This window comes from Streptomyces aquilus (assembly GCF_003955715.1).
In the GTDB taxonomy this organism is placed as follows: Bacteria; Actinomycetota; Actinomycetes; order Streptomycetales; family Streptomycetaceae; genus Streptomyces; species Streptomyces aquilus.
Window position 1 is genome coordinate 3530761 of sequence record NZ_CP034463.1, and the last position, 15386, is coordinate 3546146.

Below are 15386 nucleotides of genomic sequence, written 5' to 3' on the forward strand. Positions count from 1 at the left end.
TTCCGCCCATAAGACGGTAAAGAGCACTGCTGTCGGCTTAATCGGTTGAGGTAACGCGGGGGGAGTGTCCGACGATAGGGGCCAGGGGCAACCACCTCCGGCCCCTGTCGCCGACTCCGAGAGACGTAGCGTGCTCATACGACTTCTGCGGACCTATCTCAGGCCCTACAAGAAACCCATCGGTGTGCTGGTCCTGCTCCAGTTCCTGCAGACCTGCGCCACCCTCTACCTGCCCACGCTCAACGCGGACATCATCGACCACGGCGTGGTGAACGGGGACACGGGCTACATCCTGTCCTACGGCGCCCTGATGATCGGGATCTCGCTGGCCCAGGTCGTGTGCAACATCGGGGCCGTCTACTACGGCGCCCGGACGGCCGCGGCGCTCGGCCGGGACGTGCGGGCCGCGGTCTTCGACAGGGTGCAGTCGTTCTCGGCCCGTGAAGTGGGCCACTTCGGCGCGCCCTCGCTGATCACGCGGACCACGAACGACGTCCAGCAGGTGCAGATGCTGGCGCTGATGACGTTCACCCTGATGGTCTCGGCGCCCATCATGTGCGTGGGCGGCATCGTCCTCGCCCTCGGCCTGGACGTGCCGCTGTCGGCGGTGCTGGTCGCCGTCGTACCGACGCTGGGCATCTGCGTGACGCTGATCGTACGGCGGCTGCGGCCGCTGTTCAGGTCCATGCAGGTGCGGCTGGACACCGTGAACCGGGTGCTGCGCGAGCAGATCACCGGCAACCGCGTGATCCGGGCCTTCGTGCGGGACCAGTACGAGGAGGAGCGGTTCCGGAAGGCCAACGGCGACCTCACCGCGATGTCCCTGGCCACCGGCAACATGCTCGCCCTGATGTTCCCCGTGGTCATGACGACGGTGAACCTGTCGTCGATCGCGGTGGTGTGGTTCGGCGCCCACCGCATCGACAGCGGCGGCATGCAGATCGGCGACCTGACGGCGTTCCTCGCCTATCTGATGCAGATCGTGATGTCCGTGATGATGGCCACCTTCATGTTCATGATGGTGCCGCGTGCGGAGGTGTGCGCCGAGCGCATCCAGGAGGTCCTCGACACCGACTCCAGCGTGGTCCCGCCGCTCGCCCCCGTCACCGAGCTGCGCCGGCACGGGCACCTGGAGATCCGGGGCGCGGGCTTCCGCTACCCGGGTGCCGAGGAGCCGGTGCTGAAGGCCGTCGACCTGGTGGCCCGGCCCGGTGAGGTGACCGCCGTGATCGGCTCGACCGGCAGCGGCAAGTCGACGCTGCTGGGGCTGGTGCCGCGGCTGTTCGACGCGACCGAGGGCGAGGTGCTGGTCGACGGGGTCCCCGTCGCGGACGTGGAAGCGACGCTGCTGGCGAGGACGGTCGGGCTCGTGCCGCAGAAGCCGTACCTGTTCGCGGGGACCGTGGCGACGAACCTGCGCTACGGCAACCCGGACGCCACGGACGAGGAGCTGTGGCACGCGCTGGAGGTGGCGCAGGCCAAGGGCTTCGTCGAGCAGCTGGAGAACGGCCTCGACTCCCCCATCGCCCAGGGCGGCACGAACGTCTCCGGCGGTCAGCGGCAGCGGCTGGCGATCGCCCGGACGCTGGTCCAGCGGCCCGAGATCTATCTCTTCGACGACTCCTTCTCCGCGCTCGACTACGCCACCGACGCGGCGCTGCGCGCGGCGCTCGCCGCGGAGACGGCGGAGGCGACCGTCGTGATCGTCGCCCAGCGGGTGGCGACCATCCGCGACGCCGACCGGATCGTCGTCCTCGACGAGGGCCGGGTCGTCGGCACCGGCACGCACCGTGAACTGATGGCGGACAACGAGACCTACCGGGAGATCGTGCTCTCCCAGCTGACGGAAGCGGAGGCTGCCTGATGGCCGGGCCCATGGGGCGGATGATGGCCGGCGGCGGCCCGGACAGCCGTTCGCTGGACTTCAAGGTGTCCGGACGGCGGCTGATCGGACAGTTCCGGCCGGAGCGGTTCACCATTTACGCGCTGCTGGCCTGTGTGGTGGTCAGCGTCGGCCTGAACTCGATCGGGCCGTGGATCCTCGGCAAGGCCACCGACCTGGTCTTCGCCGGCATCATCGGCCGGCAGATGCCGGCCGGGGCCTCGAAGGAGGAGGTCCTCGCCGGGATGCGCGAGCGCGGTGACTCCGCGATCGCCGACATGCTGAGCGGCACCGACTTCACCCCCGGCGAGGGCATCGACTTCACCGCCGTGGGACATGTCCTGCTCCTCGCCACCGGCGCCTTCGCCGTCGCGGGGCTGCTGATGGCGGTGGCGACCCGGCTGGTGAACCGGGCCGTGAACCGCACGATGTTCCGGCTGCGCGAGGACGTGCAGACGAAGATGTCGCGGCTGCCGCTGTCGTACTTCGACAAGCGCCAGCGCGGCGAGGTGCTGTCCCGGGCGACGAACGACATCGACAACATCGGGCAGACCCTCCAGCAGTCGATGGGCCAGCTCATCAACTCGCTGCTGACGATCATCGGCGTGCTCGCGATGATGTTCTACGTCTCCTGGCTGCTGGCGCTGGTCGCGCTGGTGACTGTGCCGCTGTCGTTCGTCGTCGCCACCCGCGTCGGCAAGCGGTCGCAGCCGCACTTCGTGCAGCAGTGGCGCTCCACCGGCAAGCTCAACGCGCACGTCGAGGAGATGTACACCGGGCACACCCTGGTCAAGGTGTTCGGGCGGCAGGACGAGTCGGCACAGCAGTTCGCCGAGCAGAACGAGGCGCTGTACGAGGCCGGGTTCAAGGCGCAGTTCAACAGCGGGGTCATGCAGCCGCTGATGATGTTCGTGTCGAACCTCAACTACGTGCTGGTCGCGGTCGTCGGCGGGCTGCGGGTCGCGTCGGGTGCCCTCTCCATCGGTGACGTGCAGGCCTTCATCCAGTACTCGCGCCAGTTCTCGATGCCGCTGACGCAGGTCGCGTCCATGGCGAACCTCGTGCAGTCCGGCGTCGCCTCCGCCGAGCGGGTCTTCGAACTCCTCGACGCCGAGGAGCAGCAGGCGGACCCGGTCCCGGGGCTGCGCCCGGAGGAACTGCGCGGACGGGTCGCGCTGGAGCATGTCTCCTTCCGCTACGACCCCGAGAAGCCGCTGATCGAGGACCTGTCCCTGAAGGTCGAGCCCGGCCACACGGTCGCGATCGTCGGCCCGACGGGCGCCGGAAAGACCACGCTGGTCAATCTGTTGATGCGGTTCTACGACGTCTCCGGCGGCCGGATCACCCTCGACGGGGTGGACATCGCGAAGATGTCCCGGGACGAACTGCGGGCCCAGATCGGCATGGTGCTCCAGGACACCTGGCTGTTCGGCGGCACCATCGCGGAGAACATCGCGTACGGCGCCTCCCGCGAGGTCACCCGCGGCGAGATCGAGGAGGCCGCGCGCGCCGCGCACGCCGACCGGTTCGTCCGGACGCTGCCCGACGGCTACGACACGGTGATCGACGACGAGGGCACGGGCGTCAGCGCCGGTGAGAAGCAGCTCATCACCATCGCGCGGGCGTTCCTGTCCGACCCGACGATCCTGGTCCTCGACGAGGCCACGTCGTCCGTCGACACCCGCACCGAGGTGCTGATCCAGAAGGCGATGGCCAAACTCGCCCACGGCCGCACGTCGTTCGTGATCGCCCACCGCCTCTCCACCATCCGGGACGCGGACACGATCCTGGTGATGGAGAACGGCTCGATCGTGGAACAGGGCGCGCACGCGGACCTGTTGGAGGCGGACGGCGCCTACGCCCGCCTGTACAAGGCGCAGTTCGCGCAGGCGGTGGCAGAAGTGGATTAGCTGTGCGGGGGCTGCTTCGGCAGCCCCCTCCTCTAATCCAGGTAACCCCTCAGCTGATCCGCGAATGCGTGATCGCGGAGCTTGTTGAGCGTCTTCGACTCGATCTGCCGGATCCGCTCCCGCGTCACGCCGAAGATGCGGCCTATCTCCTCCAGCGTGCGGGGACGCCCGTCGACCAGCCCGTACCGGAGTTGGACGACCTTGCGCTCACGCTCGCCCAGAGTCGACAGCACCACCTCCAGATGCTCCCTGAGCAGCAGGAACGCCGCCGACTCCACGGGTGACGTCGCGTCGCCGTCCTCGATGAGGTCGCCCAGCGCGACGTCGTCCTCCTCGCCCACCGGCGCATGCAGCGACACCGGTTCCTGGGCCAGCCGCAGCACCTCGCTGACGCGTTCCGGCGCGAGGTCGAGGTGGCCCGCCACCTCCTCCGGCGTCGGTTCGTAGCCGCGTTCCTGCAGCATGCGGCGCTGGACGCGGACGACCCGGTTGATCAGCTCGACGACATGGACCGGCACCCGGATGGTGCGGGCCTGGTCGGCGAGGGCGCGGGACATGGCCTGGCGGATCCACCAGGTGGCGTACGTCGAGAACTTGTAGCCACGGGCGTAGTCGAACTTCTCGACCGCGCGGATCAGGCCCAGGTTCCCTTCCTGGACCAGGTCGAGCATGGTCAGGCCGCGGCCGACGTACCGTTTGGCCACCGACACCACCAGGCGCAGGTTCGCCTCGATGAGGCGGCGCTTGGCCATGCGGCCCAACACGACCAGGCGGTCCAGGTCGAGGGCGAGCTGGCTGTCGAGGTCGGGTGTGGTGCTGAGCTTCTCTTCGGCGAACAGGCCGGCCTCGACGCGCCGGGCGAGTTCGACCTCCTCGGCCGCGGTGAGCAGCGGGATGCGGCCGATCTCGCGGAGGTACTGGCGGAACAGGTCGGAGGACGGGCCGCTGGTGTCGGCGCGGTTGCGGGCGGCCGGTTCCGGGGCCTCGACCGGCTCGGGCGCCTCCGCGGCCTCCGCGCTCTCCAGCGCGTCGGCGGGCGGCTCTTCCGGCTCGGTCTCGGGGTGGTGCACGACACGGTTCTGCGGGGGGACCGCGACGAGAACGTCGGTCTCGGCGTCCGGTTCCGTGGCGTCCGTACTGTTCTCGGTCTGGGTCAGGGTCTGGGTCTGCACGGGGGCGACCTCCAGGATGATCGCTGCGGAGGAGTGCGGCAGCGCTGTTTCGGGGACGGAGTCGGCGGCCTCGCCGCTGTCCGTCCCGTACGCGATGAGCGGAACCGCGAGGGTCTGGGACCCGTTGGGGACGGATCTGCTGCGCTCCGAGGACTCAGGCACCGGAACCCAGTGTGGAGTACGACACATCGCCGCCACGAGGGGCGTGCGGTGACTTTTTGAGTCCGGTCCGTGACCGGGTGGTTACCCTGACGGACGCGACACGCTCAGAGAGCTGCGGCTCCGTGCTCCCGCAGTGCCTGGTCGTACTGCTGGAGCACCCACAATTCGTTCTGCACGGCGGCCAGTTCCGCCGGGTCTCCGTGCGTTCCGAGGCGGGTGAGGGTGCTCTGGATGTCGCGGACGCGGCGCTCCACGGCCCGGCGGCGGACCGCCACCAGCTGGATGCCCGCGTAGATCTCGTCGACGGTCTTGCGCATGATCGCCTCGACGGCGAGCTCCGTGACCATCGCGCGGACCGCGTCGTCGGGGGCGGCCTCGCGGACCCGGACCAGATAGTCCTGGGCGTCCTGCGTGCCGTACTCGGCGCCGCCCGCTTCCATGATCGCCTGGCGTACGGCGGCGTAGGGGGCCGCGGTGAACTCGTCGATGCCGTAGGCGTCGAAGGCCGGGGAGACCAACTCGGGGCGCTGGAGGGCGAGTTTGAGCAGCTCGCGCTCGGTGGCGTAGACGGGGTTGCGGAGCTGGAGCGCGGGGCCGCCGGCCGCGGTGCGCCGGGTGGCCTCGTACGGCTGCTGGGGGCCGCGGGCCGGTGCGGGGGCGCCCTTGCCGCCGCGGTCGCGGGCCCAGCGGGCCAGTTGGGCGACGCGCTTGACGACGAACTGGGTGTCGAGGATGCCGAGCATGCCGGCGAGCTGGACGGCGACCTCGTGCTGCGCGCCGCTGTTCTTGATGCGGGCGACGATCGGGGCGGCCTCGTCGAGGGCCGCGGCGCGGCCCGCCGGGGTGTCGAGGTCGTAGCGGACGACGATCTGGCGGAGCGCGAACTCGAAGAGCGGGGTGCGGGGTTCGACCAGGTCGGCGACGGCTTCGTCGCCCTTGGCGAGGCGCAGTTCGCAAGGGTCCATGCCGTCGGGGGCGATGGCGATGTAGGTCTCGGCGGCGAACTTCTGGTCGTCCTCGAAGGCGCGCAGGGCGGCCTTCTGGCCGGCGGCGTCGCCGTCGAAGGTGAAGATCACGCGGGCGCTGCCGTTGTCCATCAGCAGCCGGCGGAGGATCTTGATGTGGTCGCCGCCGAAGGCGGTGCCGCAGGTCGCGATGGCGGTGGTCACGCCCGCCAGGTGGCAGGCCATGACGTCGGTGTAGCCCTCGACGACGACCGCGCGGGACGCCTTGGCGATGTCCTTCTTCGCGAGGTCGATGCCGTAGAGGACCTGGGACTTCCGGTAGATCGCGGTGTCGGGCGTGTTGAGGTACTTCGGGCCGGTGTCCGCCTCGTAGAGCTTGCGGGCGCCGAAGCCGACCACGTCGCCGCCGATGTCGCGGATCGGCCACATCAGACGGCCGCGGAAGCGGTCGATGGGGCCGCGGCGGCCCTCCTGGGACAGGCCCGACAGGAGGAGTTCCTTGTCGGTGAAGCCCTTGCCCCGGAGGTAGCGGGTGAGGTGGTCCCAGCCCTGGGGGCTGTAGCCGACGGAGAAGTGCTCGGCGGCGGCCTGGTCGAAGCCGCGCTCGGCGAGGAACTTGCGGCCGGTGTCGGCCTCCGGGCTGGTGGCGAGCTGTTCCCTGTACCAGTCGGCGGCGATCTTGTGGGCCTCGACCAGGCGGATGCGTTCGCCGCGCTGGTGGGCCGGGTTGTACCCGCCCTCCTCGTAGCGCAGGGTGATGCCGGCCTGGGCGGCCAGGCGCTCGACCGCCTCGGAGAAGGTGAGGTGGTCGACCTTCATCACGAACGTGATGGTGTCGCCGCCCTCCTGGCAGCCGAAGCAGTGGAAGAGTCCCTTGCTCGGGCTGACCTGGAAGGACGGCGACTTCTCGTCATGGAACGGACAGAGGCCCTTGAGGTTGCCACCGCCCGCGTTGCGCAGCTGGAGGTACTCGGACACCACGGCGTCGATCGGGACCGCGTCCCGTACCGCCTTCACGTCCTCGTCATTGATCCGTCCTGCCACGCGTGAATTCTACGGTGGTGGACTGACACTCAAGAGACGAGGCTGTCGAGCGGAACGTGTGGGTCCGCCAGTGCCTCCGTGTCCACCTGGGTCTTCGTGCGGATCAGCTGCTGGATCGGGTCCGTGACGTCCCACACGTTCACGTTCATCCCGGCCAGCACGCGGCCCTCCTTCACCCAGAACGCGATGAACTCACGCTTTCCGGCGTCCCCGCGAATCACCACTTCGTCGTACGACCCCGGGGGCGCCCAGCCGCTGTACTCCATCCCCAGGTCGTACTGGTCGGAGAAGAAGTAGGGGACCCGGTCGTAGACGAGGTCCTGGCCGAGCATCGCGCGGGCCGCGGCGGGGCCGCCGTTGAGGGCGTTGGCCCAGTGCTCCACGCGCAGCCTGCTGTCGAAGAGGGCGTGGTGGAAGGAGGCGACGTCACCGGCCGCGTGGATGTCGGGGTCGGAGGTGCGCAGCCGGTCGTCGACCGCGACGCCGCCGCCGTGCGCCCGGTCGGCGAGCTCCAGGCCCGCCGCCTCCGCGAGGGCGGTGCGCGGGGCCGCGCCGATCGCGGCGAGGACGTCGTGCGCCGGGTGTTCCTCGCCGTCGTCGGTGCGGGCGGCCAGCACCATGCCGTCCTGGCCGACGATCTCGGTGAGCTGGGCGCCGAAGTGGAAGCGCACGCCGTGCTCCCGGTGCAGGTCGGCGAAGAGGCTGCCCAGCTCGGGGCCGAGGACGCCGTGCAGCGGGGTCGGGGCGGGCTCGATGATCGTGACCTCGGCGCCGTACTCGCGGGCCGCCGCCGCGACCTCCAGGCCGATCCAGCCGGCGCCGGCGATCACGAGATGGCCGTTGTCCCGGCCGAGCGCGGCCAGTACGCCCTTGAGGCGTTCCGCGTGGGCGAGGCGGCGCAGATGGTGGACGCCCGCGAGGTCGGTGCCCGGGATGTCCAGGCGGCGGGGTTCGGCCCCGGTGGCCAGAAGCAGCTTGTCGTAGTGGACGAGCGTGCCGTCGTCGCCGAAGCGGACCGTCTTGGCCGCGCGGTCGATCGCGTCGACCGTCTGGCCGAGGTGCAGCTCGATGTCGTTGCGCGCGTACCAGGCCGGTTCGTGCACGAAGACGCTGTCGCGCTCCTCCTTGCCGAGCAGGTAGCCCTTGGAGAGGGGCGGGCGCTCGTAGGGGTGGTCGCGTTCGTCGCAGATCAGTATCACGCGACCGGTGAAGCCCTCCGCTCGGAGCGTCTCGGCCGCCTTGGCGCCGGCGAGACCGCCTCCGACGATCACGAATGTCTGGTCCGCGTCGACCACTTGATGCCTCCTACCGGGGGTGTCTGGGGAGTGTCGCCCCAGAAAACACAGCGGGTGCCGCCACATGGGAGCGTCCCGCACGCAGCGTGATGGGGGAAGAGGGAGTGGCCCGATCAGGCCACGGAGGGTCACATTCGGGCGCGTTTCGCTTCACCTATGGCACATCTGTCTCACATATGCCCCGTCAAGCGAGCGTGAAGCGATCGCGCCGACGCGTCCGTGAGGGACGCGATCTGGTCGACGATCACCCGCTTGCGGGCGCGGTCGTCGACCGCCTGGTCGAACAGCGCCCGGAACTGCGGGTCGAGCCCGTCCGGGGCGCGGACGGTGAGCGCCTCGGCGAGTTCGGCCACCACGATCCGCTGGTCGGCCCGCAGCCGCTCCTGCTCGGCGCGCTGCATCACGTACCGGTCGGCGACGGCCTTGAGGACCGCGCACTCCAGCCGTGTCTCGTGCGGTACGACGAGTTCGGCGGCGTATCTCGTGAGCGGGCCGCCGCCGAACGCCGCGCGCGTGGCGCCCTCGGCGGCGAGGCAGAAGCGGCCGATGAGCTGGCTGGTGGCGTCCTTCAGCCGGGCCTGGGCGACGGCGGAACCGTCGTAGCCGTGCGGCCACCAGGGCTGGTCCTGGAGCCGGTCGAGGGCCGCGGCGAGTTCGGCGGTGTCGGTGTCCGCGGGGACGTACCGGCCGAGGGCCACCGCGAACACCGCCTGCCGCTCCGGTTCCGCGTGCAGGCAGTTGGGGTCGATGTGGCCCGCGTGCAGGCCGTCCTCGACGTCGTGCACCGAGTACGCCACGTCGTCCGACCAGTCCATGACCTGCGCCTCGAAGCAGGTGCGGGCGCCGGGGGCGTCCTTGCGGACCCAGTCGAAGACGGGGCGGTCGTCCTCGTAGACGCCGAACTTGGGGGACGCCGCCTGCGGTCCCCCTCCGCGGGGCCAGGGGTATTTGGTGGCCGCGTCGAGGGTGGCGCGGGTGAGGTTCAGCCCCACCGAGCCTTCCTCGGTGAAGCGTTTGGGCTCGATGCGGGTGAGGAGACGCAGGGACTGCGCGTTGCCCTCGAAGCCGCCGCAGTCCTCCGCGAACTCGTTGAGGGCCTGTTCGCCGTTGTGACCGAACGGGGGGTGGCCGAGGTCGTGGGCGAGGCAGGCGGCTTCGACCAGGTCGGGGTCGCAGCCGAGGGCCGCGCCGAGCTCCCGGCCTACCTGGGCGCACTCGAGGGAGTGCGTCAGGCGGGTTCTTGGGCTGGCGTCCCAGGCCTGGTTTCGGGTGCCTGGGGTGACGACCTGCGTTTTTCCGGCGAGCCTTCGCAGCGCGGCTGAGTGGAGGATGCGGGCACGGTCGCGTTGGAAGGCGGTGCGGCCGGGGCGCTTGTCAGGCTCCGGGGCCCAGCGGTCTGTTGAGGGCAGGTCGTACGGCATGACTCGACAGTACGGGCAGGGACTGACAATTCGCCGGTTCGTGTGCCTTGCGCTGTCAGACGGCGAGTGCGGGTTGTTCGTGGTTGCTCGCGCCGTTCCCCGCGCCCCTCAGGGACGTCATCTGGTCGTACCTGTGAAGAATCAGGTCGGCCATCGCCTCGTGCGTGCCCAGCGGCGCCGACGCCAGCCACGGTGCCGCCTCCGCGCACTCCGTCGCGAAGCGGCCGGGGGCCGTGAAGTACGAGGCGATCGCCACACGGTCGTAGCCTCGCGCCATCAGGGCCTCGACGGCCGCCGGGACCGTGGGGGCCGCCGTCGTGGCGTAGGCCGGGACCACCGGGACTCCCAGGCGGGTCGACAGCAGGGTCGCCATACGGGCCATGTCGACCTTCGACTCCGGGTCGCGCGAACCCGCCGCCGCCAGGACCACCGCGCTGCCCACGCGCGGGGACTCCTCCCAGCCCGCCTCCACCAGACGCGCGTGCAGCGCGTCCACCAGGAGCGGGTGCGGGCCCAGCGCGGGCGCCACGCGTGCGCGTACGTCCGTCTCGGCGGCCATCTCGGGGATGTCCCGCTTCACGTGGTAGCCGCGGCTCAGCAGCAGCGGGACGAGGATCGCCTCGCGGTTGCCGAGGGTCTTGAGGGTGTCGGTCAGCAGCGGCTCGTTGAGCTCGATGTGGCCGAGGTGGACCGGGAGGCCGGGGCGCTGGGCGCGGACCTTGTCGAGGAGGCTGCGTACGGTGCTCAGGGCGCGCGGGTCGCGGCTGCCGTGGGCCACGACGACGAGCGCGGGAGCCTCAGGGCGCCGCCTGCCGGCGAGGGACACGAGGCTGAGCTGGCTGGCGAGCTGGCTGGTGATCCGGTTCATGAGGTGCGCCGTACTGTCGAAGTGGACTGCCTTGGACTCGTCGCTGGGAGCTCTCGAATTACCCGACGCTGTCATGGACCGATGGTGGCGGGGGGACGTTGCCGCCCCGTTGCATGGAGATAACGGGGATTTTCGGTGGGTTCACCGCGGGGTGGGTGGGCGGTGTGAGGTGGGATGACCTGCGGTTTCGTGCGCGTGCGTGAGGCTGGTCACGTGTGCGGCGGCGAACCGTGGGCGCTTGCGGCACGTCCCTGACTGTCGAAGGACGACCTGGGAGGGACCCCGTGAGACTGCGCCGACCCCGTCTGCCGCGCACCCGTACCGGGCAGCGGCGGCTCGTGCAGGCCGTGATGGCCGGGTGTGTGCTGGCTCTGCTCCCGGCGACCTGGATGTACGTCGTCACGGGCGACCGGCTGCGCACCACCGAGGACGTGCCGCGCACCGAGGTCGCCGTCGTGTTCGGGGCGGGGCTGTGGGACGGGGAGCCGTCGCCGTATCTCGCGCACCGGCTGGACGCGGCGGCGACGCTGTACCGCGAGGGCCGCGTCGAGGTCGTCCTCGTCACCGGCGACAACAGCCGGGAGGACTACGACGAGCCCGACGCGATGCGGGCCTATCTGACCCGGCACGGCGTTCCCGACGCCCGCATCGTCAGTGACTACGCCGGATTCGACACCTGGGACTCCTGTGTCCGGGCCAAGAAGATCTTCGGCGTGGACCGGGCCGTGCTGATCAGCCAGGGCTTCCACATCCGGCGGGCGGTCGCGCTGTGCGAGGCGGCCGGGGTGACGTCGTACGGCGTCGGGGTCGACGCCAAGCACGACGTGACCTGGTACTACGGCGGCGCCCGGGAGATCTTCGCCGCCGGCAAGGCCGCGCTGGACGCCGTCTTCGAGCCCGACCCCCGGTTCCTCGGGCCCAAGGAACCGGGGGTCGGCAGGGCGCTGGCTAGCGGCCGGTGAAGCGTGGCGCGCGTTTCTCCAGGAACGCGGTCATGCCCTCCTTCTGGTCGTGGGTCGCGAACAGGGCGTGGAAGACCCGGCGTTCGAAGCGGATGCCGTCGCGCAGGCCGGTCTCCAGGGACCGGTCGACGCATTCGCGGGCCGCTCTGACCGCCGTACGGCCGTAGGAGGCGATCGTCTCCGCGGCCTTCAGGGACTCGGGGAGCACCTGGTCGTCGGGGACCACCCGGGACACCAGGCCCGCGCTCTCCGCCTCCCTCGCGTCCATCGTGCGGCCGGTGAGGACCAGGTCCATCGCCTTGGCGCGGCCGATCAGACGGGTGAGGCGCTGGGTGCCGCCGATGCCGGGGATCACGCCCAGCTTGATCTCCGGCTGGCCGAACACCGCCGACTCCCCCGCGATCACCAGGTCGCACATCATCACCAGCTCGCAACCGCCGCCCAGCGCGAGGCCGTTGACCGCGGCGATCTTCGGCGTGCGCAGATCGGCGAACTCCTCCCAGGCCCCGAAGTAGTCCGCCGCCGCCATGTCGACGGCCGTCATCCCGGCCATCTCCTTGATGTCGGCCCCGGCCGCGAAGTACCGCTCCGCGCCCGTGAGCACGTAGCAGCCGACCTCGGGGTCGTCGTCCAACGGGCGCAGTGCCGCCAGGAGTTCGGCGAGCAGCTCACCGCTCAGCGCGTTGCGGACGTGCGGGCGGTGCAGGCGTACGGTGACGACGGCGCCCTGCCGTTCCACCTTCAGGTGGTTCATGCGGGTCCCCTTTCTATGAGTCCCAGATCGCGCCGTACGCCGGAATCCCCCGCCGCTCCAGGCCGTGCACGACCTGCCAGGTGAGCTTCTTGTTGGAGATGCAGATCACCGCCTCGGCCCCGAAGTCGCGGTAGGCCTCGTAGGCGAGGCGGACCATGTCGGGCTTGCCGTGCCGGGAGGTGTCCCAGACCAGGGCGTCGGGCTGGACGGCGAGGATCTCGTCGACGAGGGCGTCGCCGTAGGTGGCGCGGGGGTCCCGGGTCGCCCAGACCAGGCGGGAGGGGACCTCGGCGGCCAGCAGGTGGGGCAGGCAGGGGCCGATGCCGCTGCCGGTCGCCACGTAGACGACCTTGGTGAACAGGGTCTCGATGTTGGCGACTCCGGCGGTGGTGATGCCCTTGACCCAGACCTTCTCCGGGAGGTCGTCGATGAAGGCGCCCGTCCAGTCGCCGGCCCGGGAGATCGTCAGCCGGAAGCCGGGCTCTCCGGGAGCCGGGACGTTCGCGAAGGAATGCCACTCCTTGAGCGGGGTGCGGCTGATCGCCGTGGAGGAACCCGCGAACGGGGTCTCGCCGTGGTCGAAGCGGGCCAACACGACGTGCGGGGAGGGGCGTTCGAGGCGTACGGCGACCTTGCGCAGCCTCAGCCAGGGCAGCGCGACGCTGAAGGTGACGACCGCCAGGACCGACACCTCGACCGGGCCGGGGGACGACAGGAGGGTGTGGGTCCAGAAGAGGGCGAGGGCCGTCCAGCCGCCGAAGCGGTGGATCTTCTCGAAGTGGTCGTGGTGGCGGGAGCGGAAGGGGGGCAGGGCGGTGGCGATGATGAACGCCAGCAGGGCCAGGAGGGTCCAACCGACCGTGGACTGACGGGTGTTGTGGGTGCTGATCGTCGCCGCCAGGAACCATGCCGTGCCCGCCAGCGCCCCGCCCACGTGCAGGCCGCCGAAGTGGTAGACCTTGCCCAGCGTCCAGCGGACCTTCAGCGGCCAGCTCGTCGGGGCCCAAGTCGCCAGCCGGAAGAAGAGGTTGATGACGTACTGCTGGCGGACCAGGACCGCCAGGGCGAGGTTGGCGAGGGCCGCGTGGCCCATGGTGCGGGTGGTCGGGGTCCAACCTGCCCACAGAAACCCGCCGTTGGCAAGGAGCACCAGCGCCCACAGGCGGTTGTAGTGCATCAGGCGCGGGTGCTTGAGCAGGCGGCGGAGGCGCGGGGTGAGCGGGGGCAGGTCCGTGGTCCGCCGTTCCAGTGAGGTCGTCATCGGGACACCGCCATGCGCTCCTCCGCCAGCCTCAGCAGCGCCGGTTTGTCGATCTTGCCGCGGTCCGTCTCCGGCAGATGTGTCAGGGGCATGACAGCCTCGGGGACGCAGTAGTACGGCAGCGCGTCGGCCACCGCGCGCCGGGCCCGGTCGGGGTCGACGTCCGCCGGGGTGACGAAGGCGACCAGGGTGCGGGCGTCCCGTTTCAGGGTCACCGCGCGGACACAGCCGTCGACCGACTCCAACACCGAGGAGACGGAGTCGAGTTCGACGCGGAAGCCGCGCACCTTGACCTGGTCGTCGGTGCGGCCGAGGTGTTCGAGCTGGCCGTCGGGGGTCCAGCGACCGAGGTCGCGGGTGCGGAACATCTTCCGGCCGCCGCCCAGGAAGGGGTCGGGGGCGTAGCGCTCGGCGTTGAGGGCGTCGTTGCCCAGATAGCCCGCCGAGACGCAGTCGCCGCCGGCCCACATCTCGCCGACCTCGCCGATGGGCAGGGGGCGGCGGTCGGCGTCGAGGACGTAGACCGTGTTGTTGGGGGTGGGGCGGCCGATGGTGAGGAGCGGGGCGGCCGGGTCGTGGCGGCTCATCGTGTTGACGATGGTCGTCTCCGTCGGGCCGCAGCAGTTGTGGAACGCCGCCCGGTGCGCCCAGCGGTCGGCGAGCGGACGGGGGCAGGGCTCCCCGGCCACGGCGACCGTACGGACGTGCGGGCAGGCGGCCGGGTCGATGCCGGACAGGACCGTGGGGGTGGCGACGAGGACGTCGGCCGTGCGGGCCGCCGCCGCGATGTCCTTGCCGCGGATGACGAGGGTGCCGCCGTGGGCGAGGCAGCCGAGGATCTCCCAGGCGGCCATGTCGAAGGCGATGTTGAGGAGTTGGGCGACCCGGTCGCCGGGGCGGATGCCGAGGTCGCCGGGGGCGGTGAGCAGGATGTTGGCGACGTTGCGGTGGGTGACCTTCACGCCGTTGGGGCGGCCGGTGGTGCCGGAGGTGAACAGGACGTAGCAGCCGTCGTCGGGGCCCACGGGGACCGGCCGGCGAGACTGTCGCGGGAGGCGGGGTGCCGGGACGTACGGCAGAGGCTCGTCGAGGGCGATCAGATGGTGGTCCGGCGGCAGCGGGACGCGGTGGGCGTGCTCGGCGACGGTGATCACCACCCGGGTGCGGGCGGTGCGGATCACGTGGGCGAGCTGGGGGGTGGGGGCGAGGGCGACGTCCTGCGGGACGTAGGCGGCGCCCGCCTTCAGGATGCCGAGCAGGCCGACGACCATCGGCAGGGAGCGGCGGACGAACAGGCCGACGTGGTCGCCGGGGCGTACGCCCTCGCGGATCAGCCGGGCGGCGAGGGCGTCGGCGTGGCGGTCGAGTTCGCCGTACGTGATCCGCGCGCCGAGGTGTTCGGCGGCGACGGCGTGCGGGGTGGCCGCGGCCTGGCGTTCCACGGCGCGGTGGAGGAGCGGGTCCGGGACGGGGACGGCCGGGCCGACGCCGTACCGGAGGAAAAGGTGCTGGTCGCGTGGGCTCAGATGGCGCAGAGGCATGCTGGGGGGACCTCCTGGCTGGCTTCTTCGCGTGAGGGACGACCTGGCGCCAAGCTGGATCCGCGCTCGACTGTAGCCGCGGTTTTTCAACACTCAACTAGGCGTGATCGGCCAACCACGGAACGGAATGCGCCACATGTGGCGTCTTT

At 70.8% G+C, this 15386-nt stretch carries 11 protein-coding genes; 3 read left to right on the top strand and 8 right to left on the bottom strand.

Going from position 1 to position 15386, the window contains the following annotated elements; all coding sequences use genetic code 11:
* Positions 1–130: 130 nt before the first annotated feature.
* Both EJC51_RS16255 and EJC51_RS16260 read left to right on the top strand, forming a co-directional pair.
* Complete coding sequence (locus EJC51_RS16255) at positions 131–1864, top strand: ABC transporter ATP-binding protein (RefSeq protein WP_126271742.1); 1734 nt, start codon at positions 131–133, stop codon at positions 1862–1864.
* On the top strand, positions 1864–3792 hold the full coding sequence (locus EJC51_RS16260) for an ABC transporter ATP-binding protein (RefSeq protein ID WP_126271743.1): 1929 nt from the start codon (positions 1864–1866) through the stop codon (positions 3790–3792). The genes EJC51_RS16255 and EJC51_RS16260 overlap by 1 nt, the downstream gene beginning before the upstream one ends.
* A gap of 32 nt (positions 3793–3824) precedes the next feature.
* On the opposite strand, the gene EJC51_RS16265 is transcribed toward EJC51_RS16260, so the two are convergent.
* The 5 genes from EJC51_RS16265 to EJC51_RS16285 all read right to left on the bottom strand — a co-directional run bounded on the left by EJC51_RS16265 (position 3825) and on the right by EJC51_RS16285 (position 10719).
* Positions 3825–5126, bottom strand: a complete 1302-nt coding sequence (locus EJC51_RS16265; RefSeq protein WP_126271744.1) for an RNA polymerase sigma factor — start codon at positions 5124–5126, stop codon at positions 3825–3827.
* A 104-nt stretch (positions 5127–5230) separates the two neighbouring features.
* Positions 5231–7135: a DNA primase gene (gene dnaG, locus EJC51_RS16270; protein WP_126271745.1), complete on the bottom strand. Its 1905-nt coding sequence runs from the start codon at positions 7133–7135 to the stop codon at positions 5231–5233.
* Positions 7136–7164: 29 nt separating this feature from the next.
* Positions 7165–8430 (bottom strand): NAD(P)/FAD-dependent oxidoreductase, encoded by a 1266-nt coding sequence (locus tag EJC51_RS16275; protein ID WP_126271746.1) that lies wholly within the window; start codon positions 8428–8430, stop codon positions 7165–7167.
* 170 nt (positions 8431–8600) lie between these two features.
* Positions 8601–9851, bottom strand: coding sequence for a deoxyguanosinetriphosphate triphosphohydrolase (locus EJC51_RS16280; protein ID WP_126271747.1), 1251 nt, complete (start codon positions 9849–9851; stop codon positions 8601–8603).
* 55 nt (positions 9852–9906) lie between these two features.
* Complete coding sequence (locus EJC51_RS16285; RefSeq protein ID WP_244362655.1) at positions 9907–10719, bottom strand: sirohydrochlorin chelatase; 813 nt, start codon at positions 10717–10719, stop codon at positions 9907–9909.
* A gap of 284 nt (positions 10720–11003) precedes the next feature.
* Here EJC51_RS16285 and EJC51_RS16290 point away from each other — a divergent pair, with 284 nt between their 5' ends.
* Entirely contained in the window at positions 11004–11681 is a 678-nt protein-coding gene (locus EJC51_RS16290; RefSeq protein WP_126271749.1) for a SanA/YdcF family protein, read from the top strand.
* On the opposite strand, the gene EJC51_RS16295 is transcribed toward EJC51_RS16290, so the two are convergent.
* Genes EJC51_RS16295 through EJC51_RS16305 form a run of 3 tightly spaced genes read right to left on the bottom strand, consistent with a single transcriptional unit; the run spans position 11668 to position 15237 of the window.
* Entirely contained in the window at positions 11668–12435 is a 768-nt protein-coding gene (locus tag EJC51_RS16295; RefSeq protein ID WP_126271750.1) for an enoyl-CoA hydratase-related protein, read from the bottom strand. The genes EJC51_RS16290 and EJC51_RS16295 overlap by 14 nt on opposite strands.
* 13 nt (positions 12436–12448) lie before the next feature.
* On the bottom strand, positions 12449–13696 hold the full coding sequence (locus EJC51_RS16300) for a ferredoxin reductase domain-containing protein (RefSeq protein WP_126271751.1): 1248 nt from the start codon (positions 13694–13696) through the stop codon (positions 12449–12451).
* Complete coding sequence (locus EJC51_RS16305; protein ID WP_126271752.1) at positions 13693–15237, bottom strand: amino acid adenylation domain-containing protein; 1545 nt, start codon at positions 15235–15237, stop codon at positions 13693–13695. Before EJC51_RS16305 ends, EJC51_RS16300 begins: the two co-directional genes overlap by 4 nt.
* Positions 15238–15386: the final 149 nt, after the last annotated feature.

Bases quoted from the DNA above. Each gene is read 5' to 3' on its own strand.
- EJC51_RS16260 (WP_126271743.1), top strand. From the start codon at position 1,864: ATGGCCGGGCCCATGGGGCGGATGATGGCCGGCGGCGGCCCGGACAGC.
- EJC51_RS16285 (WP_244362655.1), bottom strand. From the start codon at position 10,719: ATGAACCGGATCACCAGCCAGCTCGCCAGCCAGCTCAGCCTCGTGTCC.
- EJC51_RS16300 (WP_126271751.1), bottom strand. From the start codon at position 13,696: ATGACGACCTCACTGGAACGGCGGACCACGGACCTGCCCCCGCTCACC.
- EJC51_RS16295 (WP_126271750.1), bottom strand. From the start codon at position 12,435: ATGAACCACCTGAAGGTGGAACGGCAGGGCGCCGTCGTCACCGTACGC.
- EJC51_RS16305 (WP_126271752.1), bottom strand. From the start codon at position 15,237: ATGCCTCTGCGCCATCTGAGCCCACGCGACCAGCACCTTTTCCTCCGG.
- EJC51_RS16280 (WP_126271747.1), bottom strand. From the start codon at position 9,851: ATGCCGTACGACCTGCCCTCAACAGACCGCTGGGCCCCGGAGCCTGAC.